Source organism: Pseudomonas sp. GW823-FHT05G12 (genome assembly GCF_058795575.1).
Genome location: NZ_CM179501.1, coordinates 2,066,940 through 2,087,634 on the forward strand (window position 1 = coordinate 2,066,940; position 20,695 = coordinate 2,087,634).

13 protein-coding genes and 2 pseudogenes are annotated in these 20,695 nt (G+C 62.3%); 6 read left to right on the forward strand and 9 right to left on the reverse strand.

The window, feature by feature from the left end:
• Positions 1-3: 3 nt before the first annotated feature.
• Positions 4-426, reverse strand: a pseudogene (locus AC3RCM_RS09355) (RHS repeat-associated core domain-containing protein); the annotation flags it as partial.
• Here AC3RCM_RS09355 and vasI point away from each other — a divergent pair.
• The 3 genes and pseudogenes from vasI to tssM all read left to right on the forward strand — a co-directional run.
• Positions 426-740 (forward strand): annotated as a pseudogene (vasI, locus tag AC3RCM_RS09360) (type VI secretion system-associated protein VasI); the annotation flags it as partial. The pseudogenes AC3RCM_RS09355 and vasI sit on opposite strands and share 1 nt — an antisense overlap.
• Positions 728-2,194 carry a type VI secretion system protein TssA gene (gene tssA, locus AC3RCM_RS09365; protein WP_409322336.1) on the forward strand — a complete coding sequence of 489 codons (1,467 nt, stop codon included), beginning with the start codon at positions 728-730 and terminating at the stop codon, positions 2,192-2,194. The pseudogene vasI and the gene tssA, both read left to right, overlap by 13 nt.
• Positions 2,191-5,817: a type VI secretion system membrane subunit TssM gene (tssM, locus tag AC3RCM_RS09370; RefSeq protein WP_492629538.1), complete on the forward strand. Its 3,627-nt coding sequence runs from the start codon at positions 2,191-2,193 to the stop codon at positions 5,815-5,817. Before tssA ends, tssM begins: the two co-directional genes overlap by 4 nt.
• A 120-nt stretch (positions 5,818-5,937) precedes the next feature.
• Here the strand turns inward: tssM and AC3RCM_RS09375 are convergent, their stop codons facing one another.
• Both AC3RCM_RS09375 and AC3RCM_RS09380 read right to left on the reverse strand, forming a co-directional pair.
• The gene (locus AC3RCM_RS09375; protein WP_064491956.1) at positions 5,938-6,453 is read right to left on the reverse strand and encodes a DUF4880 domain-containing protein; all 516 of its coding nucleotides are present in this window, start codon (positions 6,451-6,453) and stop codon (positions 5,938-5,940) included.
• A gap of 448 nt (positions 6,454-6,901) precedes the next feature.
• Complete coding sequence (locus tag AC3RCM_RS09380) at positions 6,902-7,201, reverse strand: DUF6124 family protein (RefSeq protein ID WP_010954861.1); 300 nt, start codon at positions 7,199-7,201, stop codon at positions 6,902-6,904.
• Positions 7,202-7,288: 87 nt separating this feature from the next.
• Here AC3RCM_RS09380 and AC3RCM_RS09385 point away from each other — a divergent pair, with 87 nt between their 5' ends.
• Positions 7,289-7,993 carry a LexA family transcriptional regulator gene (locus AC3RCM_RS09385; protein WP_010954860.1) on the forward strand — a complete coding sequence of 235 codons (705 nt, stop codon included), beginning with the start codon at positions 7,289-7,291 and terminating at the stop codon, positions 7,991-7,993.
• Between the two features lie 339 nt (positions 7,994-8,332).
• Here the strand turns inward: AC3RCM_RS09385 and AC3RCM_RS09390 are convergent, their stop codons facing one another.
• The 5 genes from AC3RCM_RS09390 to AC3RCM_RS09410 all read right to left on the reverse strand — a co-directional run bounded on the left by AC3RCM_RS09390 (position 8,333) and on the right by AC3RCM_RS09410 (position 16,022).
• Positions 8,333-9,391 carry an IS110-like element ISPpu11 family transposase gene (locus AC3RCM_RS09390; RefSeq protein ID WP_405314606.1) on the reverse strand — a complete coding sequence of 353 codons (1,059 nt, stop codon included), beginning with the start codon at positions 9,389-9,391 and terminating at the stop codon, positions 8,333-8,335.
• A 1,072-nt stretch (positions 9,392-10,463) separates the two neighbouring features.
• Complete coding sequence (locus AC3RCM_RS09395) at positions 10,464-12,416, reverse strand: acetyl/propionyl/methylcrotonyl-CoA carboxylase subunit alpha (RefSeq protein WP_064491955.1); 1,953 nt, start codon at positions 12,414-12,416, stop codon at positions 10,464-10,466.
• Positions 12,413-13,228 (reverse strand): gamma-carboxygeranoyl-CoA hydratase, encoded by an 816-nt coding sequence (locus AC3RCM_RS09400; RefSeq protein WP_064491954.1) that lies wholly within the window; start codon positions 13,226-13,228, stop codon positions 12,413-12,415. The genes AC3RCM_RS09395 and AC3RCM_RS09400 overlap by 4 nt, the downstream gene beginning before the upstream one ends.
• 3 nt (positions 13,229-13,231) lie before the next feature.
• Positions 13,232-14,839: a carboxyl transferase domain-containing protein gene (locus tag AC3RCM_RS09405; RefSeq protein WP_104886366.1), complete on the reverse strand. Its 1,608-nt coding sequence runs from the start codon at positions 14,837-14,839 to the stop codon at positions 13,232-13,234.
• A 19-nt stretch (positions 14,840-14,858) separates the two neighbouring features.
• A complete protein-coding gene (locus AC3RCM_RS09410; protein WP_003251317.1) occupies positions 14,859-16,022 on the reverse strand; it encodes an isovaleryl-CoA dehydrogenase in 1,164 nt (387 codons plus the stop codon).
• Between the two features lie 320 nt (positions 16,023-16,342).
• On the opposite strand from AC3RCM_RS09410, the gene AC3RCM_RS09415 reads away from it, so the two are divergent.
• Positions 16,343-18,025 carry an AMP-binding protein gene (locus tag AC3RCM_RS09415; RefSeq protein WP_104886365.1) on the forward strand — a complete coding sequence of 561 codons (1,683 nt, stop codon included), beginning with the start codon at positions 16,343-16,345 and terminating at the stop codon, positions 18,023-18,025.
• A 217-nt stretch (positions 18,026-18,242) separates the two neighbouring features.
• Here AC3RCM_RS09415 and AC3RCM_RS09420 read toward each other — a convergent pair whose 3' ends face one another.
• Positions 18,243-18,404 carry a hypothetical protein gene (locus tag AC3RCM_RS09420; protein WP_003251307.1) on the reverse strand — a complete coding sequence of 54 codons (162 nt, stop codon included), beginning with the start codon at positions 18,402-18,404 and terminating at the stop codon, positions 18,243-18,245.
• A 139-nt stretch (positions 18,405-18,543) separates the two neighbouring features.
• On the opposite strand from AC3RCM_RS09420, the gene AC3RCM_RS09425 reads away from it, so the two are divergent.
• Positions 18,544-20,562 carry an alpha-1,4-glucan--maltose-1-phosphate maltosyltransferase gene (locus AC3RCM_RS09425; RefSeq protein ID WP_198748278.1) on the forward strand — a complete coding sequence of 673 codons (2,019 nt, stop codon included), beginning with the start codon at positions 18,544-18,546 and terminating at the stop codon, positions 20,560-20,562.
• The last annotated feature ends 133 nt before the right edge of the window (positions 20,563-20,695 follow it).

Here is a 20,695-nt window from a genome sequence, read left to right on the forward strand (position 1 = left end):
AAGTCATTCCAGTATGGGGTAGGCGGTTCTAATTCCGTCGTCTTTAGGTGCTACAATCGCCGCCCTTGTTGGAATGATATCTCCATGGGGCGTGATTACTTGACCAAGTCCTTCAGGGATTTTGATTTTTGTTGGTTCGTTGCTTTTAATTTTTGCAATTATTTTGGCCGCCTCTTCATTGTTTAACCATTGTCCTTGGTTGTTTCCGGTACGTGCTCTGTCAGTTAAGCGTTGAGTGTTCTTGGCTCCAGCGCCATGTACGGAAAATGTATGTCCAAATTGTTTAACGCTTTTCCAGTTGACTTTGTCCGTCGGATCGCAAGTCAATCCCCAAGGGTCGATCCATAAATTGGGGTTGGGAGCATATTGATAGAGGTTTTCTCCCCCTGCCAAGCCAATTGGATCCGTCTGAGTGAATCGCCCTATACCTGATCATCAGCTGCGTGCAGAACATCTCGAGGTTGCAACTGGTCACCGCCCAACCCGTCGATGCCAGCCGAGTGCAGGTGCGGTTGAGAGGGGAGCGGGGCGCTACTGTACCCACACCGTGGCAAGTGATGGAAAACGGCCAAGTGCTCGACGCCGGCAGAGGCTTGCCGGGTATCGAGCAGATCAAGCAATTGATCGGGGCCCATCGCATTCACGTAGAGAGCGACAACCCTGCCGTTGATGGACTCGTTTTTGACGCTCAGGGGCTGGACCCGCTTATCGACGAGGCTCGCAAGACATGTCGCTGGTAGCTGAGGTCGAGGCGCAAGAAATCACACGGTTGCTCGCACCCATCGATGCCCAGGTACCGGCGGGGCTGTTCGATGGGGAAGACGAAACCTACCAGGCCATTGACCAGGAGATGGTCAAGCTGGGTGGGCTGCAGGAAGCGTCTATCGACTGGGACTACATCGAGGAGGCCTCCGGTCAGTACCTGGAGCGACAGTGCAAGCATCTGCGGATCGTCGCGCACTTGAGCGTTGCGTGGCTGCGCAGTGGTTGTTGGGAGCGCTGGGGGTTCACCTTGGCGTTGCTGGGCGGAATGATCGAAGGCTATTGGGAAACCGCTCATCCAGCGCCTGGCCCGAAGGGCTTCCTGACCAAGCGCAAGGTCGTTGGCCTGGTGCTCAATCGCTTGATCGATGCGCTGCCGCGCCTTGATCGTTTCACCTACACCCCGGCTCACGCCGCAGCGGCGAAGGGTGCATTGGCCCGTTTGCTACGTCAGCAGGAAGCCGCCCAGCTTGACCCGGCTGTTCTGGGTGAGCTGGAGCGCCTGTTGCGCAAACACACGGCGCTTGCCAACGGTATTGGCGAGTGCGATGCGCCCAAGGCCCCGGTGGAGAGCCCCCAACCTGCGCCGCTGGTGGATGTCATCGCCACGCCGAAACCCTGCATGTCGATCGGTAACGAGCGCGAGACGCGACGAGCCATCCTGAGCATGGCCGAGCTGATCAACCAGCAGGACCCTTACGACCCGACCGGCTACCAACTGCGTCGCTTCGGTCTGTGGGCCCACATCCAGGCCGCACCGCAAACCCGCCAGGGCAACCGTACAGAGTTGATGGCAGTGCCGCGGGATATTGCCAGCGACTACGAGGAGGCCATCGCCGGTACCGTAATCGACGCGGCGTTGCTCCAGCGGGTGGAAAAAAGTGTGTCGGCTTCGCCCTTCTGGATTCGCGGCAGCTTCCTTGCCGCAACCGCCGCGTCGCGGCTGGCGATGGGCGAAGTGGCTGAGGCCATCCGTGCGGCGACCGCTCGTTTCGTGCTGCGCATGCCAGCGCTGCAGCAGCTGTGCTTCAGCGACGGTCGGGTGTTTGTCGACGACCAATGCCTGGCCTGGCTCAAAGGGGCAGACGGGCAATCCGGGCAAACCGGAGCTTCTCAAGAGTTCACCAGCCTTCGCGAAGAACTGGTCAGCCAGCTGGAAAGCGGCGGCGTAGAACCGGTGTTGCTAAGGCTGCAGGGGATGCAGGCAGATTTTCGAGCCCCTCGCGAGCGCTGCCATACCACCCTCATCGCAGCGGACCTGTTGGCCGCACGAGGCGTGTCCTGGTTGGCCCAGGACCTGTGCGCCGGGGTAGCGCGCACGATGCAGCAAACCACCGCCAGCGACTGGGAGCCCGAGGTATTTCAGCGGCTTCAACAATACGCGTCCTCCCACGTGCTGGCCGATCGGAACAAGGAGCAGGAGCCTCGATGAATCAACTCTGGAAGTACCTCAAACGTTGGGGCTGGCCGCTGATGACCCGTATCGGTCTGGCAATGCCGCTGCTACTTGGGCTTGGCGCTGTGCTGATGCTGGTCGCCATCTGGTGGCTCGGCCCGCAATGGACGTGGCGCGATCAGCAGCCGTTGGCCAGTGTGGCGCATCGTAGTATGGCCAGCCTGGTGTTCGTGTTGGTGGCGCTGTTGTGCTGGCTGGTTGTCTTGAGAACGCGCTTTCGCCGCTTGCAAGCAGAACGTCAGCAGGCGATGGCTGCCGAGGTGGATCCGGCGCAACCGTTCGTTCATGCACAAGAGAAGGCGTTGAGCCAAGCGCTTGCACGCTACCTGGACAATGCCGGTGGGCGTCGCGCGCTGTACCGATTGCCGTGGTACCTCGTGCTGGGCGCCAGGCAGGCCGGCAAGAGCAGCTTTATTGACTGCACCGATCAAAGTTTCTCGTTGACCCGCATCGACAAGGCGCAGGCACGGGGACGGCCAGCGCAGGCGCTCGCCTACCCCGTGGGGTGGTGGATCAGCAATGACGCGGTGATCATCGACCCGCCCGGTGCCTTTATCAGCCAGAACGGCCCCGCAGATTCGCTGGGCAGTGACTCCACTGACGTTGAGTCTTCGGTACCGTCTGGAACCCAAGCCAAACTGTGGCAGCATCTGTTGGATTGGCTGCAGCGCAATCGAAGCCAGAGAGCCCTAAACGGCCTGGTGCTGGTTGTCGACCTGCCCGCGCTGCTGCACGGTACCGTCGAGCAACGCACGGCACTTGCCCACCTGCTGCGCACACGTCTTTACGAGGCGAGCAGCCAGTTGGGCTCGCGCTTGCCGCTGTATGTCGTGTTGAGCAAGTTCGATCTGCTGGACGGCTTCGACCAATTCTACAGCAAGCTTTCGGCCGCCAAGCGCAATAGCCTGTTTGGATTCACGTTCAAGCTGGATGCTGTCGACACCTTCGACGCTTGGCTGGGCGAGTATGGCGAACACTACGATCGGTTGCTGGAGCAGCTGTTCGAGCAGGTGATCGATCGTCTGGACGTGCAGGGTAGCCCTGCGTTGCGTTCACGTCTCTACTCACTGCATAGGCAGTTGCTCGGGTTGCGTCCAATACTGTTGAGCTTTCTGCGCGAGACCTTGGCAAGTGACCGTTTCACCACCCCGGCGCTGGTGCGCGGTGTGTATTGGTCGTCAGTCGTACAGCACGGTGACGTGCGCAACGCCTTTGTCCGTGAGGCGGCGCAGCCTTACAAGACCAGCCTCCCCTTGCTGGAGGGCAAGGCGCAGGGCAAGGCGTTGGCCTACTTCATTCAACAGGCCTTTGGGCGGGTCATCTACAAGGAGGCCGGCCTTGCCGGCGACAACGTCAGGGTGGCACGGCGCAAGCGACAATTGCTGTGGGTGGGTGCTTCTGTAGGCGTTCTGGCCTTCTGTGCCGCCATCGCCAGCTGGCATCGTTACTTCGACATCAATGGCGTCAAGGCCGCCAGCGTGCTGGCCAAGAGCCGGGAGTACAGCCATCACGAAGTGGATCAGCGTCTGGACCCGACCGGGCGCAACTTGCTGGAGCCGCTGGACCAGATCCGCGATGCGGTAGCAGTGTTTGGCGACTACCGCGCTGCGTGGCCGGGTGTTGCTGATCTGGGGCTGTACCAGGGCCGTGCCATCGGGCCGACCGTGGATGAGGCGTACCTCAGTTTGTTGTCCAGGCGTTTCTTGCCTGCGTTGGCCAGCGGCGTGATCGATGCCATGGATGCGGCGCCCCCCGGCAGCGAGCAGCAAATGGCCGCGCTCCGGGTTTACCGGATGATCGAGGATCGCCGGAACCGCCGAGCGGAATGGGTCGAAGACTGGATGGCGCGACAGTGGCAACAGGCCTTCCCCGGCCAGGGGCAGCTGCAACGTGACCTCATGCGGCACCTGAAGTATGCCCTGGCCTACGCGGATACCGACCTGCCGCAGTATCGCCAGCGTGTCAGCGACGTGCAGCAGACCTTGCGCAAGGTGCCGTTGCCACAACGCGTGTATGCAGGCCTGAAGCAGCAGGCCCAGGAGCAGTTGCATACCGGTCTGGACCTGCGTCATCAGGTGGGGCCTGCGTTCGATGTCGTTTACCAGCTGTCTTCCGGCTCGAGCCAGGGCGACAATGGTGTTTTGCTGGCGCCCATGCTCACCGCCAAAGGCTTCAAGGAGTATTTTGAACCGCGTAGTCAGCGCTTTACGGAAATGGCAATGATCGACCAGTGGGCACTGGGGGAACGTGCTCAACTGGACTACTCCGATGCCGACCAGGCTGCGCTGAACGAGCGCCTGCGCAACCTGTACAGCGCCGACTACATCGACAGCTGGCGCCGCGCCTTGAACGCATTCTCCGTGGCGGATTTTCGAGACCTGGATCATGGCGTCACGATCCTTGAACAGTTGGCCGGGCCAGCGGCGCCGTTGCACCGATTGCTGGAGACGGTTCGCGACAACTTTTCGCTGTTATCACCAATGAATGTTGGCGTGGCGGATGAGGCCCCCTCGCTTGTTTCGGTCAACAGCAAGCCCGAGCAGCAACAGGCGCTGGCCATCCAGCGGGCGTTTGCAGGCTTGAACGCCATGTTGCACGCGGCAGGCGAAAAGCCGAGCTATTACGATGAAACCCACGCAGCCATAGCCGCCGTCCACGACTATGCCAAGGCGGTACAGGGTAGCCCAGACCGGGGCAAGGCCGCGCTGCACGCGGTGCATCAGCGCTTTTCAATGACCGGGCACGACCCCATCGGCACCTTGCAACGCGTCGCCACTGGCTTGCCGGAGCCAATCAATCATCACGTCAGAAAGGTGGCAGAGCAAACGGCGCAAGTGCTGAACGTTGAAGCGCTGCGCGAGCTGGAGCGACGGTGGGATGCTGAAGTCTACAGCTTCTTCCAGCAGCGCCTGGCCGAGCGCTACCCATTCGTCGTCAGGGCACCCGACGCTTCGCTGGAAGACTTTGAAGCGTTCTTTGGACCGAATGGGCGACTGCAGCAGTTCCAGGATCAATACCTGAAGCTCTTCCTCAAGGACAATCTGGAGGCCTTGCAGGCTGGTCTGCAGGGGCGTTCCCTGATCCGTACTGATGTGATCGAGCAGCTGAAACTGGCTGATCGCATCCGCGAAACGTTCTTTGATCAGCGCGGTAACCTCAGCGTGCAGTTCAGCATCGAGCCATTGGGGCTCAGTGCAAATCAACGCACCAGCCTGCTGGATCTGGATGGGCAGCTGATTTCCTACACCCACGGCCCAAGCCAGATCACCGGTATTGTCTGGCCCAATACCTTGGGGCAACACGTGCGCAGCAACCTGACCCTGCTCAGGCAGAACGGCAATAGCAGCAGCCTGGAGTATCGAGGGCCTTGGTCGATGTTCCGCCTGCTGAGCCGCGGTTCGCTCAATGGACGCACGGCAACCAGCGTGGACCTGAGCTTCAGGACGGGTGATGGTGTGATGCGCTACCGGCTGAACGCGGAAAAAGCCTTCAACCCAATTACTCAACAACCGTTCAAAGGTTTTCGGTTGCCCCGAGGGTTGTTGCAACAGCCAGCGAGGGTGGCGTTGGTCGAGCAGGCGGATGTGCCTGTCATGTAAGCAGGAGGTGGTGCAAAACGAAGCGCGAGTCCAGGCACGGCATTACTGTACCCAGGCTATCGAGCAACTGAAGTCGGGCATACGCACGGGCAGGGACTTACAGGCATGTTGAAGCGCTGATCAAGCCCAGAACCCAACCAGTACCAACGCCGCCACACCCAGCCCGACCGCAACCGAGCAGCCACCCAGCGACAGCGCCGCCCGGCCTTGCCGATACCAGCCGTCATGGCCCAATTGCCGTGCCGGCGCCAGCAGGCTGCGCCACCGCAGTTCCGTATCGTGAAACGCCTGCAAGTTCGCCGTATCGGCATCCAGCCAGCGGCGGAAGTCGATACGCTCGCACGCCGTCACCTGCGGGCTCTGCAAGCGCACATACCATTGCCCGGCCACGCTCGCCAGCACATCCCGGCGCGAGCGGCCGGCTTGCAGCGCCTGGCCCATGTTGCGCTCGATACTCGCCAGTGGCAGGTCAAGGCGCACAGCAATGCTGGCGAAGTCCAGCTGATCGAGGCGGTTAAGCAGGAATACTTGCTGTACGCGCCGTGGTAGCCGCTTCAGTGCATGCAGCAGGGCATCGTCGGCATCATGCTCGGTAGCAGGAGTGGGGTGCTCAAGGGGCAGCAGCAGACGGGTCATGGACAGCTCCTTGCTCTATAAAGGGGAGGAGGGGGCATCTTCCTTGATGCGGAAACAGCTTAGTGGAAACGAGATTGATTCTCAAGTGCTGATTCCGCAAAGTTTTGTAACGAGCGTTCACGCCCTGAAACACCTTTGCTATCATGCGCGCCATCACGATCTTCATTAGCCTGAAGAGCCAAAAAAAAGACCCGGCAAAAAAGCCGGGTCAAAAACCGTGATTAGCCTGATGAGGAGATAATCTGAGAGCGACCTAAGCTTTCAGGTTATCCAGCGGATCTCGCGATCAGCTGAGTGCAATAATAATCGTTATCATTTGGCAGTCAAATGAATTTTCGCTAATCCGGTAAAAAAGTTTTACCGGCGCGCTTCCTTGTCCCGGCAATCGGGGCTTTTGCCGTTACGCGGCCATCACGTTCTCTCCCTCCTTTCTTGTCTATAAACCCGGTCACTCGGTGTGTTTGTGCTCCAGCAGGGCGCGAGCCATGTCCATCATGTGCATCAACGCGAACGTCAGTTCGCGCTGGCTGCCGTGCTGGTGGGTGGCGGTTTCCTGGGCGGTGGCCGCAGCGCAGCGCAGCAGGGCGATGGCGTGTTCCTTGGCCTGTTCGCCGGTTACGCCTTCGTGCAGGGTCCAGATCCTGTTGTCCAGGGTGGGCCGCGGTGGGTTGGGGTTGAGGTAATAGTCGAGCGCGCGGCGGGCTGCTTCGCTGTCGAGATCTGTTTCGTCGTTTTTCGGTAGTTTCATCCTGATACCTGCCGGAGCCAGTAGGGAAGGGGTCAGGTCGATGGTAATACCTACAGTATTTTTATTCTTCCCGATAAATAATACTGAATGTTTATTGAGCGCTTGAAGGCAGTCCGTATCGTGCCAGCGATGAATATGGATAAATGGATTGCCCTCGTCCGTGACCGGATGGAGGAGCTAGGGCTCACTCAAGAGCAGCTTGCCGAGCGCGTTGGTGTGTCTCAAGGCAGTGTCGGTCATTGGGTGAACAAGCGGCGTCAGCCGAAAATCGAATCGATGAACCGCACGTTCGTCGAGCTTGGAATGCCTCATTACAACGTCAGCCTGCAGCTGCGTATCCAGGGGCAGGTTGGCGAGGAGCGTAGTGTTTACGAGATAGCAGACGATGATGAACTCGACCTCATGCGGTACATCGTTTGCTTCCGTTACCCGGTGCTGGGTTGGAGTGAGTTAGAGGCTGCGACGGCTGTAGAGCCTGCTGTTTTCGAGCAGACTGACTACCTGGCACAGGGCAAGGCGTTCTGGCTAACCGTGGAAAACGATGCCATGAGCGCTGTCAGTGGCCGCAGTGTGCCGCAGGGCATGCGGATGCTGGTGGACCCAGGTGTAGAGGCTGAGGCGGGGCGTTTGGTTATCGCTCGTCAGCCGGGCAAGCCGGCGATTTTCCGCGAGCTGGCCGAGGAAGGTGGGCAGCGTTATCTGAAGGCATTGAACAGTAACTACCCGGCGCTGTTGTGCGAAGAGGGTTGCGAATTTCTTGGGGTGGTCGTGCGGGTGCATGGGGCCTTTTGAAAGGGTTTGAGGAGTGGCGGCTACGGTGAACGGCGGGTGGAAGTTGGCCAGCAGGGCCGGCCCTTTCGCGGGTGAACCCGCTCCTATGTATGGACTCGCCCACACTGTCTAGCTGCTTTTTTGAACATAGGAACCCGGTTGCATCTATGTATCAGGCCTGTTCGAGGAAGCTTTTTGCTTCTGGCCAACATCGTGGTGAGCTCGCAGTGTGCCGTTTACATTGAGGCCACTATCAGGCCTGTAGGAGCGGAGGCATCGGTCTGCGACGGTCTTACCTAGGGTCAATGTTCACTAGCAGGGGTTGGAGCGCCTAGCGCCCCGGTGGCATTACCCGGTTGGTCAGAGGCTCATAGCCGCCTCCGGTTTTTCGTTCGGTTTGCGTTGGTAAACCTGATCGCTCTGTAACAGGGCCCAGATAATCCGCAGATTTCGATTAGCCAGCCTGATCGCCGCCTCCTTGCGCCCAAGGCGGGATAGCCAGCGCAAGAGGCGGCGATCATCTGGCTGATCGGAATCAGGCCTTAGCTGGCTCAAGACGGAATGCGCGCCCTGGATCATCAGGCTGCGTATGTAGCCGTCACCGCGCTTGCTCATCTTGCCCAATCTGATTTTGTTTCCGCTGCTGTGCTGATCGGGCACGATGCCGAAGAAGGCGGAATACATTCGGCCACTGGCGAAGCGGCTGGGGTCGGTCTGTTTCGCCACGATCGCCGTGGCAATGATAGGGCCGACGCCGCGAATGGTGATCAGTCGCTGAGCGACTTTATCCTCTTGGGCAGTCGCTTCGAGCCGGCGGCTCAGCGCCGCTATGCGTTCACCTAGAGACAACCAGTCCATCAGCAACTCATCGAGCAACTCGCGCAACAGGTCGGGTAGAGGCAAGGAAGCATCCTCAAGCGCCTGAGGCACATGCTTATTGATCGCAGCATCGCCCTGGGGCATGGATACGCCATGCTCAAGTAGCAAACCACGGATCTGATTACCCAGCGCGGTATGTCGCTTGATGTTACCGCGCCGGATACGGTGCAGCGCTTGAATAGCCAGTGCTGTGGTGCTCTTGATCGGTATCGAAGCGATGCTCGTATCGCGACCGGCACGCAAAATGGCATAGCAGTCGTTACGATCGTTCTTTGCACCGCTGCGATGTTCGGCGACACGTTGCGCCGGCAGGATGCGAACCGGATTACCTTTGGCCTGCAGCAGTCTGGCCCAGGCTTGTGCACCTGGACCGCACTCCATCAAGACGGCCACGGTCGTTGGCAGCCTGAGCAGGAAATCGTGGAACGCTTGGCGGGATTTGATGCGATCTTCGTAGATCACCCGACCAGTAGCGTCCTCGCCTGCTAATTGGAAGACCTGTTTGGCCAGGTCTACGCAGATGGTTGTGCAAAGCTCCACATCAGTGGAAGACAGGGAATCGTGTTTCGAACTATGCTTTTTCATGGTCTCGCCCTCGCTGCCGTTGGCTTCTTCGAACACCACCGTGGCACTGTGATGCCTCGGCGGGGGCGAGTCCATCGATTACACGCGGCCTGCGCCCAATCACCGATGTGTGTCCACCCCCGATAGGTGCGGGTTTACCCGCGAATACGGTGGCGGCAGCAACGGTGAACGGCGGGTGGAAATTGGCCGGCAGGACCGGCCCTTTCGCGGGTAAACCCGCTCCTACACGCGGCCTGCGCCCAATCACCGATGTGTGTCCACCCCCGATAGGTGCGGGTTTACCCGCTAATACGGTGGCGGCAGCAACGGTGAACGGCGGGTGGAAATTGGCCGGCAGGACCGGCCCTTTCGCGGGTAAACCCGCTCCTACACGCGGCCTGCGCCCAATCACCAATGTGTGTCCACCCCCGATCGGGCGTAGGAGCGGGTTTACCCGCGAATACGGTGGCGGCGGCAGCGGTGAACGGCGGGTGGAAATTGGCCAGCAGGACCGGCCCTTTCGCGGGTGAACCCGCTCCTACACGCGGCCTGCGCCCAATCACCAATGTGTGTCCACCCCCGATAGGTGCGGGTTTACCCGCTAATACGGTGGCGGCAGCAACGGTGAACGGCGGGTGGAAATTGGCCGGCAGGACCGGCCCTTTCGCGGGTAAACCCGCTCCTACACGCGGCCTGCGCCCAATCACCGATGTGTGTCCACCCCCGATCGGGTGTAGGAGCGGGTTTACCCGCGAATACGGTAGCGGCGGCAACGGTGAACGGCGGGTGGAAATTGGCCGGCAGGACCGGCCCTTTCGCGGGTGAACCCGCTCCTACACGCGGCCTGCGCCCAATCACCGATGTGTGTCCACCCCCGATCGGGCGTAGGAGCGGGTTTACCCGCGAATACGGTAGCGGCGGCAGCGGTGAACAGCGGGTGGAGATTGGCCAGCAGGCCCGGCCCTTTCGCGGGTGAACCCGCTCCTACGGGCTGTTGCAGGGGCGGCCTTGTGTTGCGTTAGGGCCGCAAAGCGGCCCTCCGGCACCGTTATTCCACCAGTTCGACCAGCACAGTCCCTTCGCTGACCATATCCCCCTCCAGGCAGAACAGCGCCTTCACCGTGCCGGCATGCGGCGCACGAATGCTGTGCTCCATCTTCATGGCCTCCAGTACCACCAGCGCAGTACCGGCTTCCACCACCTGGCCAGGTTCGACCAGCACCCGCACGATACTGCCGTTCATGGGCGCACCCATCCCACCCTGATGGCTGTGGCTGGCTTCAGCCTCGGCAATCGGGTCGAAAGCTTCGATGGCATGCATTTCACCATCCCAGTGCAGGTACAGCGTGCCACCCCGACGGATTGCCAGATGCTGGCGACGCACGCCGTTCTGGTCATGCACCAACTGCTCACCTTGCAGCTGCCAGGTAGAAGCAGCGCTGCGTTCCAGGGCCACTGCCTGATCTTGCCCAGCGCTCACCAGATGCAAGCTGCTGCGTGCCGGTAGGCCCAAGCGCAGGCCGTTACGCCCGCCCCAAGGTGAATGGCGGTCGTCTTCGCGCTGATGGACCCCCTGGCCCTGCAGCCACGCCTCTGCCGCCGCTTCCCAGAAGGCTGCCGGCAGTGCTTGCGGCGCAGGCAGCAGAACCGCCTGATGACGCGGAATGAAGCCGGTATCCAGCTCCGCCGCAGCAAATGCCGGGTGGGCGAGAATGCGCCGCAGGAAGGCAATGTTGGTTTTCAGCCCGCCAATGGCGAACTCGTCGAGCATGGCCAGCAAGCGCAAGCGCGCCTGCTCGCGGTCTTCGCCCCAGGCAATCAGCTTGCCCAGCATCGGGTCGTAGAACGGCGACACCACATCGCCTTCGCTGACCCCGCTGTCCACCCGCCGGCCTTCGCCAGGCGCCGATTCACGGTACAGCGCCAATTTGCCGGTCGCGGGTAAGAAATCGTTGGCCGGGTCTTCGGCATACAGGCGTACTTCGATGGCATGGCCGATCAGCGGCACCTGTTCCTGTGTGATCGGCAGGGCTTCGCCGCAGGCCACGCGAATTTGCCAGGCAACAAGGTCCAGGCCGGTTATGGCCTCGGTGACCGGGTGTTCCACCTGCAGGCGAGTGTTCATCTCCATGAAGAAGAATTCGCCACGTGCATCAAGCAGAAACTCCACGGTGCCGGCACCCACGTAACCGATAGCCTGAGCGGCACGCACCGCCGCTTCGCCCATGGCCCGGCGCAGTTCGGGCGACAGGCCGGGGGCCGGGGCCTCTTCCACCACCTTCTGGTGGCGGCGCTGAATGGAACAGTCGCGCTCGTTGAGGTACAGGCAGTTGCCGTGCTGGTCGGCGAACACCTGAATCTCCACGTGGCGTGGCTTGAGCACGTACTTTTCCACCAGCATGCGCGCATCGCCGAACGACGACTGTGCCTCACGCTGGGCCGAGGCCAGGGCGTCGGCCAGTTGGCTTTCTTCCTCGACCACTTTCATGCCCTTGCCACCGCCACCAGCGCTGGCCTTGAGCAGCACCGGGTAGCCGATGCGTTCGGCGGCGGCTAGGAAAGTGTCCAGGTCCTGGGCCTCGCCGTGGTAGCCCGGCACCAACGGCACGCCGGCCGCTTCCATCAGTGCCTTGGCTGCCGATTTGCTGCCCATGGCGTCGATGGCGCTGGCCGGTGGGCCGAGGAATATCAGCCCGGCCTGCTCGATGGCGCGGGCGAAACCTGCGTTCTCGGACAGAAAGCCATAACCTGGGTGGATAGCCTGGGCGCCGCTGGCCTTGGCTGCTGCCAGCAGCTTGTCGACCAGCAGGTAGCTTTCGGCGGCCTTGGTGCCACCGAGATCCACGCGGATATCAGCTTCGCGGCTATGCCGGGCGTCACGGTCGGTGGCGCTGTGCACGGCAACAGTGGTCAGGCCCATGGCCTTGGCGGTGCGCATCACCCGGCAGGCGATTTCGCCGCGGTTGGCGACCAGCAGGGTGGTCAAAGCGGGGCGGCTCATCGGCGCGGCTCCTTCTTGTCAACGGTTTGCCAGGCAGGGCGGCGTTTTTCCAGGAAAGCGCGCAGGCCCTCCTGGCCTTCGGCGCTGACGCGGATGCGGGCGATGGTGTTTTCGCAGTACCGGCGCAGGGCCGGGCTGAGTTCGCCGTCGTCCACTTCGCGCAGCAAGTCCTTGGTGGCGCGCAATGCTTGTGGGCTGTTCTGCAGCAGGTTGCTTACCCAGGCTTCGACGTGGTCGTCCAGTTCGCTGGCCGGGTATACCTCGGCCAACAGGCCCAGCTCGCGGGCGCGCACGCCAGTGAAACGCTCGGCGGTGAGGGCGTAGCGGCGCGCGGCGCGTTCGCCAATGGCCTTGACCACGAACGGGCTGATCACCGCCGGGGCCAGGCCGATGCGTACTTCCGACAGGCACAGCTGGGCGTCTTCGGCGCCGATGGCCATGTCGCAACAGCTGATCAGACCCAGCGCGCCGCCGAAGGCTGCGCCTTGCACCACGGCCAGGGTCGGGGCCTTGAGGCGGTGCAGGGCGTACATCAGCTCACCCAGTTCGTGGGCGTCATCCAGGTTGGTGTTGAAGTCCAGTTGTGCCGACTGCTGCATCCAGGCCAGGTCGGCACCGGCGCTGAAGTGCCGGCCACGGCCGCGCAGCAGCACAAAGCGCAGGCTGGCGTCTTCGGCCAACTGGTCGATGGCCACGATCAGCTCGCGGATCATCTGCGCGTTGAAGGCGTTGTTCTTGTCCTCGCGGCTTAACCACAGGGTGGCGAAGCCGCGTGGGTCGCGGATCACTTCGAGGGTGCTGAAATCGCTCATGGGTCACATCCGGAAAATGCCGAAGCGGCTCGGTTCGATCGGCGCGTTCAGCGCGGCAGACAACGCCAGGCCGAGGACGTCTCGGGTCTGTGCCGGGTCGATGACGCCGTCGTCCCACAGGCGGGCACTGGAATAATAGGGGTGGCCCTGACGTTCGTACTGGTCGAGGATCGGCTGCTTGAGCCTGGCCTCATCCTCGGCGTTGAATGGCTGGCCGCTGCGTTCGCTCTGCTCGCGCTTGACCTGGGCCAGCACCCCGGCGGCCTGTTCGGCGCCCATCACGCCAATCCGCGCGTTGGGCCACATCCACAGGAAGCGCGGGTCGTAGGCGCGGCCGCACATGCCGTAGTTGCCGGCGCCAAAGCTGCCGCCGATGATCACTGTGAACTTCGGCACCTGGGCGCAGGCCACGGCGGTGACCAGTTTGGCGCCGTGCTTGGCGATGCCGCCTTCTTCGTATTTCTTGCCGACCATGAAACCGGTGATGTTCTGCAGGAACAGCAAAGGGATGCCGCGCTGGCAGGCCAGTTCGATGAAGTGCGCGCCTTTTTGCGCGGCTTCGGCGAACAGGATGCCGTTGTTGGCCAGGATCGCCACCGGGTAGCCGTGCAGGTGGGCGAAGCCGCACACCAGGGTGGTGCCGAACAGCGCCTTGAATTCATCGAACACCGAGCCATCGACCATGCGGGCGATCACTTCGCGCACGTCGAACGGTTGCTTGGCATCCGCCGGTACCACGCCGTACAGCTCGTCGGCGGCATACAGCGGCGCCACTGGGGCCAATCGCTGCAGCTTGCCGAGCTTGTGCCAGTTGAGGTTGGCTACACTGCGTCGCGCGATGGCCAGGGCGTGTTCGTCGTTGTCGGCATAATGGTCGGCGACGCCGCTGGTGCGGCAATGCACATCGGCGCCGCCGAGGTCTTCGGCGCTCACCACTTCGCCGGTGGCGGCTTTCACCAGCGGCGGGCCGGCGAGGAAGATGGTCGCCTGCTGGCGCACCATGATCGCTTCGTCGGCCATGGCCGGCACGTAGGCGCCGCCAGCGGTGCACGAGCCCATCACCACGGCGATCTGCGGGATGCCTTGCGCGCTCATGTTGGCCTGGTTGAAAAAGATGCGCCCGAAATGCTCGCGGTCGGGGAACACTTCGTCCTGGCGTGGCAAGTTGGCGCCGCCGGAGTCCACCAGATAGATGCACGGCAGGCGGTTCTGCAGGGCGATGGTTTGTGCACGCAGGTGCTTCTTCACCGTCAGCGGGTAGTACGAACCGCCTTTTACCGTGGCGTCGTTGGCCACGATCATGCATTCCACGCCTTCCACGCGGCCGATGCCGGCGATCACGCCCGCCGCTGGCACGTCTTCGCCGTACACCTCATGGGCGGCCAACTGGCCGATTTCGAGGAACGGCGAGCCCGGGTCCAGCAGGCGGTCGATACGCTCGCGCGGCAGCAGTTTGCCACGCGAGGTATGCCGTTCCTGGGCCTTGGGCCCGCCGCCCTGGGCAACCTGGGCGAGCAAGCCGCGCAGGGCCTGGACCTGTTCGAGCATGGCCGCGCTGTTGACGGCAAATTCTGCCGAACGCGGGTTGATCTGGGTGTGCAAGGTAGCCATGTGCGCCCGTCCCTTATGTTCAGCGGGTTTCGTTGAACAGTTCGCGGCCGATCAGCATCCGGCGGATTTCACTGGTGCCGGCACCGATTTCGTACAGCTTGGCGTCGCGCAACAGGCGGCCAGCCGGAAATTCGTTGATATAGCCGTTGCCGCCAAGAATCTGGATCGCCTCCAGGGCCATTTGCGTGGCACGCTCGGCGGTGTACAGGATCACGCCGGCAGCGTCCTTGCGGGTGGTTTCGCCACGGTCGCACGCCTGAGCCACGGCATACAGGTAGGCGCGGCTGGCGTTCAGCTGGGTGTACATGTCGGCAATCTTGCCCTGGATCAGCTGGAACTCGCCGATGCTCTGGCCGAATTGCTTGCGGTCGTGGATATACGGCACCACCAGGTCCATGCAGCTTTGCATGATGCCGGTCGGGCCGCCGGACAGCACCACGCGTTCGTAGTCCAGGCCGCTCATGAGGACGCGCACGCCGCCGTTGAGCTGGCCCAGAATGTTCTCTGCCGGCACTTCCACGCCATCGAAGAACAGCTCGCAGGTGTTGGACCCGCGCATGCCCAGCTTGTCGAACTTGTTGCTGCGGCTGAAGCCTTTCCAGTCACGCTCGACGATGAACGCGGTGATGCCGTGCGCACCCTTGTCCAGGTCGGTCTTGGCGTAAATCACGTAGGTGTTGGCGTCGGGACCGTTGGTGATCCAGGTCTTGCTGCCGTTGAGTACGTAGTGATCGCCGCGTTTTTCTGCGCGCAGCTTCATCGACACCACGTCGGAGCCGGCATTGGGCTCGCTCATGGCCAAGGCGCCGATGTGCTCGCCGCTGATCAGCTTGGGCAGGTACTTGAGCTTCTGCTCGTGGGTGCCGTTGCGGTTGATCTGGTTGACGCACAGGTTGGAATGGGCGCCGTAGGACAGCGCCACCGAGGCGGAGCCACGGCTGATCTCTTCCATTGACACCACATGGGCCAGGTAGCCCAGGCCAGCGCCGCCGTACTCTTCCGGTACGGTGATGCCCAGCAGGCCCATGTCACCGAACTTGCGCCACATGTCGGCGGGGAACAGGTTGTCGTGGTCGATCTGCGCGGCCCTTGGGGCCAGTTCAGCGGCGACGAAGGTGCGGACCTGGTCGCGGAGCATGTCGATGGTCTCGCCCAGGGCGAAGTTCAGGGAGGGGTAATGCATGCTGGGGCACCTTCTTGTTCTTGAAATTGGGTTACACCATAGCTTTGGATCCAGCCCCGCCTCCTGTGGGAGCGGGCATGCCCGCGAATACGTCAGCAGGGTCACCGTCATTACCTGATCGATCGCATTCGCGGGCAAGCCCGCTCCCACAGAGGGCGGCGTGGCGCCTCAAGTGGGTGTCGTTCATCACCTTTACGTTAACGTAAACCTGCATGAGGTCACTGTCAATCCACTCGTCACCTTTACGTAAACGTAAATCTGCGCCAGAGTATTCCCGCTTGCTTCAGCCGTGCCCAAAACAACCACAAGAAGGGACACCCATGAGTCAACCGAGCTATACCCGCGGTCGCCAGGACCGACCCTTGCTGACCCAGACCATCGGCCAGGCCTTCGATGCCACCGTGGCCCGCTGTTCCGACAGCGAGGCCCTGGTGTCCCGCCACCAGGGCCTGCGTTACAGCTGGCGGCAGTTGGCCGAACAGGTCGAAATACACGCCCGCGCCCTGATCGCACTGGGCGTGAACACCGGCGACCGTGTTGGCATCTGGTCGCCCAACTGCGCCCAGTGGTGCATCTTGCAGCTGGCCAGTGCCAAGGTCGGCGCCATCCTGGTCAACATCAACCCGGCCTACCGTGTGGGCGAACTGGAATACGTGTTGCGCCAGTCCGGCTGCCGCTGGCTGGTCTGCGCTGAAGCCTTCAAAACGTCTGATTACCATGCCATGGTGCAGGAGCTGGTGCCTGAACTGGCCAGTGCCGCGCCTGGTGAGCTGGCCAGTGAATGCCTGCCCGAGTTGCGTGGCGTCATCAGCCTGGCCGCCAACCCGCCTGCCGGCTTCCTGCCCTGGCACGCATTGGCCGAGCGGGCAGGGCAGACGTCTGTTGAGGCCTGCACAGCCCGTCAGCAAAGCCTGCAGTTCGACCAGCCGGTAAACATCCAGTACACCTCCGGCACCACCGGTGCGCCCAAAGGTGCCACGCTCAGTCACTACAACATCCTCAACAACGGTTTCATGGTGGGTGAAAGCCTTGGCCTGACGGCCCGCGACCGTATGGTGATCCCGGTGCCGCTGTACCATTGCTTCGGCATGGTCATGGCCAACCTCGGCTGCGTCACCCACGGCAGCACCATGATCTACCCCAACGATGCTTTCGACGCCGAACTTACCTTGCGCGCCGTGGCCGAGGAGCGCGCCACCATCCTCTATGGCGTACCGACCATGTTCATCGCCATGCTCGACCACCCGTCCCGTGCCCACATGGACCTGTCGACCCTGCGCAGCGGCATCATGGCCGGCGCTACCTGCCCGATCGAGGTGATGCGCCGGGTCATCGACCAGATGCACATGGCAGAAGTGCAGATCGCCTACGGCATGACCGAAACCAGCCCCGTGTCGCTGCAGACCGGCCCGGACGACGATCTGGAGTTGCGCGTGACCACCGTCGGCCGCACCCAGCCGCAGCTGGAAAACAAACTGGTGGACGCTGACGGCTGCATCGTCGCCCGCGGCGAGATTGGCGAACTGTGCACCCGCGGCTACAGCGTGATGCTTGGCTACTGGGACAACCCCCAGGCCACGGCGGATGCCATCGACCCGGCCGGCTGGATGCATTCGGGTGACCTGGCGGTGATGGACGAGCAGGGCTATGTGCGCATCGTCGGGCGCAACAAGGACATGATCATTCGCGGCGGCGAGAACATTTACCCGCGTGAGCTGGAAGAGTTTTTCTACACCCACCCGGCGGTGGCCGATGCGCAGGTGATCGGCATTCCGTGCAGCCGCTATGGCGAAGAGATCGTCGCCTGGATCAAGCTGCACCCGGGGCACAGCGCCACGGTCGAGGAGCTGCAGGGCTGGTGCAAGGCACGCATTGCCCACTTCAAGGTGCCGCGGTATATCCGTTTTGTCGACGAGTACCCGATGACCGTGACCGGCAAGGTGCAGAAGTTCCGCATGCGCGAGATCAGTGTGGCGGAGATTGCGGCTGCATCTGCGGGTTGATGTGCGGGCGCGGCCGGCCTCTTCGCGGGTAAACCCGCTCCTACACAGGGGCAGCGCCGCATTCAAGGCCGGCACGGTCCCTGGTAGGAGCGGGTTTACCCGCGAAGAGGCCGGCCCGATCAATGCAAGATCTTCACCTTGCCAAGCACCCGGTCATCCTCAACCTTTCAATGAAGCAGCGGAGATCAGCTGTTCACGCTGGTGCCGTGGTCTACCCTTAAGCCTTCACCGGTGGCTCCTGGCTCGGCGGGTCGCCCACTGTCGGCGGCACGGTCGGCTTGATCGGCAGCTCGTCCGGGTCTTCTTCCGGTACGGGTGGCGGCAAGCTCGGGTCGTCGATGTTGGGATCGGGTGTCTCCGGTGGAATGGGAATGTTCATGGCCTGACCTCGCGTGGGTGGGTGAAGAGGTGCTGTAGGCTCTGACCGCTGGCAGCTGCCGTTCGCTCAATTATTTTGAACCCCCCGCCTGTGCCCGGCTCTGAACCCTTACCGCCACCAGCCTGAGGGAGCAAGGTCGATGTCACGAAACGAGCCCTTTGAAAGCGTGCCCATGGCGAACGATCACCCGGACCAGGCCATTAGCCTGGCCCAGGCGCTGTTGGCGCCACGCATCGTGATCGAAGACACCCAACCCGTGCTCGACGCCGGCAGCTTCGCCGCCAAGGCCGTCAGCGGCCAGCCTGTGGCCGTCAGCACCAAGGCCTACAGCGACGGCCACGACCGCCTGGCGGTGATGCTCAACTGGCGCCAGGCCCACAGCCGGCGCTGGCATTGCGTACCGATGCAGTCGGCGGGCAACGACCTGTGGCAGGCCGAATTCACCCCCACCGAGCTGGGCCCGCACCGGTTCAGTATCGAGGCCTGGATCGACCCGTTTGCCACCTATTGCCACGATCTGGAGAAGAAGTACCACGCCGGCGTCGAGGTAAAACTGGAACTGGAAGAAGGCCGCTTGATGCTGGGCAAAGGCATCGAGCTGTGCAGCGGCGCCCTGCGCGAGGAGCTCGAGGCTGTGCAGAGTCGCCTGGCCACGCTCAGTACCGATGATCAGGTGGCCGTGTTTCTCGACCCGACCACCGCCCGCCTGATGGGCGAAGCCGAACACCGCAGCTACCTGACCCGCAGCCCTGATTTCCCCCTTGATGTCGACCGCCCGGCCGCATTGTTCGCCAGCTGGTACGAGCTGTTCCCGCGCTCGATTACCGACGACCCGCAGCGTCACGGCACCTTCAACGACGTGCACGAACGGCTGCCGATGATCCGCGACATGGGCTTCGACGTCCTGTACTTCCCGCCCATCCACCCCATCGGCATGCAGCATCGCAAGGGCCGCAACAACGCCCTCAAGGCCGAGCCGGGCGACCCGGGTAGCCCGTATGCCATTGGCAGCCCGGAGGGCGGCCACGAGGCGATTCACCCGCAACTGGGCAGCCGCGATGACTTCCGTCGACTGGTGGCGGCGGCGGCGGAACACGGCCTGGAAATCGCCCTCGATTTCGCCATCCAGTGCTCTCAGGACCACCCCTGGCTCAAGGAGCACCCGGGCTGGTTCAGCTGGCGCCCGGACGGCACCATCCGCTACGCCGAAAACCCGCCGAAAAAGTACCAGGACATCGTCAACGTCGATTTCTACGCCCCAGAGGCCGTGCCTTCGCTGTGGCTGGCCCTGCGCGACGTGGTGGTCGGCTGGGTCGAGGAGGGCGTGAAGACTTTCCGCGTCGACAACCCGCACACCAAGCCGTTGCCGTTCTGGCAATGGCTGATCGCCAATGTGCGCAGCCAGCACCCCGACGTCATCTTCCTCGCCGAAGCCTTTACCAAGCCGGCGATGATGGCGCGCCTGGGCAAGGTCGGCTACGCACAGAGCTATACCTATTTCACCTGGCGCAACCACAAGCAGGAGCTGCGCGAATATTTCGAGCAGCTCAATCAGCCGCCGTGGAGCCAGTGCTACCGGCCCAACTTCTTCGTCAATACCCCGGATATCAACCCGTTTTTCCTGCACACCTCAGGCCGCGCAGGTTTTCTTATCCGTGCGGCGCTGGCGACCATGGGCTCAGGCTTATGGGGCATGTATTCGGGCTTCGAGCTGTGCGAGGGCACGCCGTTGCCGGGCAAGGAGGAGTACCTGGATTCGGAGAAGTACGAAATCCGCCCACGCGATTTCACCCAGCCCGGCAACATCATCGCCGAGATCGCCCAGCTCAACCGAATTCGCCGGCAGAACCGCGCCTTGCAAACCCACCTGGGCGTGGCCTTCTTCAATTGCTGGAACGACAACATCCTGTACTTCGCAAAGCGTACGCCCGAGCGGGACAACTACATCCTGGTGGCCGTCAGCCTCGACCCGCACAACGCCCAGGAGGCGCACTTCGAGTTGCCCCTGTGGGAGTTGGGGCTGGACGACAACGCCGAAACCCAGGGTGAAGACCTGATGAACGGCCACCGCTGGTCGTGGTACGGCAAGACCCAATGGATGCGCATAGAGCCCTGGCACCTGCCGTTCGGCATCTGGCGCATCGAAAAAGCCGGGTAAAACCGGTCTGTAGCCTTTTCCCCTGTGGGAGCGGGCATGCCCGCGAACACCGGCAGAGCCGGTGCCAAGCACCGCGGTGGCTGATTCGCGGGCCCGCCCGCTCCCACAGCGATGGTGCAAGAAGGGGCAAACA

Bases quoted from the DNA above. Each gene is read 5' to 3' on its own strand.
- tssA (WP_409322336.1), top strand. From the start codon at position 728: ATGTCGCTGGTAGCTGAGGTCGAGGCGCAAGAAATCACACGGTTGCTC.
- tssM (WP_492629538.1), top strand. From the start codon at position 2,191: ATGAATCAACTCTGGAAGTACCTCAAACGTTGGGGCTGGCCGCTGATG.
- AC3RCM_RS09375 (WP_064491956.1), bottom strand. From the start codon at position 6,453: ATGACCCGTCTGCTGCTGCCCCTTGAGCACCCCACTCCTGCTACCGAG.
- AC3RCM_RS09380 (WP_010954861.1), bottom strand. From the start codon at position 7,201: ATGAAACTACCGAAAAACGACGAAACAGATCTCGACAGCGAAGCAGCC.
- AC3RCM_RS09385 (WP_010954860.1), top strand. From the start codon at position 7,289: ATGTTTATTGAGCGCTTGAAGGCAGTCCGTATCGTGCCAGCGATGAAT.
- AC3RCM_RS09395 (WP_064491955.1), bottom strand. From the start codon at position 12,416: ATGAGCCGCCCCGCTTTGACCACCCTGCTGGTCGCCAACCGCGGCGAA.
- AC3RCM_RS09400 (WP_064491954.1), bottom strand. From the start codon at position 13,228: ATGAGCGATTTCAGCACCCTCGAAGTGATCCGCGACCCACGCGGCTTC.
- AC3RCM_RS09405 (WP_104886366.1), bottom strand. From the start codon at position 14,839: ATGGCTACCTTGCACACCCAGATCAACCCGCGTTCGGCAGAATTTGCC.
- AC3RCM_RS09410 (WP_003251317.1), bottom strand. From the start codon at position 16,022: ATGCATTACCCCTCCCTGAACTTCGCCCTGGGCGAGACCATCGACATG.
- AC3RCM_RS09415 (WP_104886365.1), top strand. From the start codon at position 16,343: ATGAGTCAACCGAGCTATACCCGCGGTCGCCAGGACCGACCCTTGCTG.
- AC3RCM_RS09420 (WP_003251307.1), bottom strand. From the start codon at position 18,404: ATGAACATTCCCATTCCACCGGAGACACCCGATCCCAACATCGACGAC.
- AC3RCM_RS09425 (WP_198748278.1), top strand. From the start codon at position 18,544: ATGTCACGAAACGAGCCCTTTGAAAGCGTGCCCATGGCGAACGATCAC.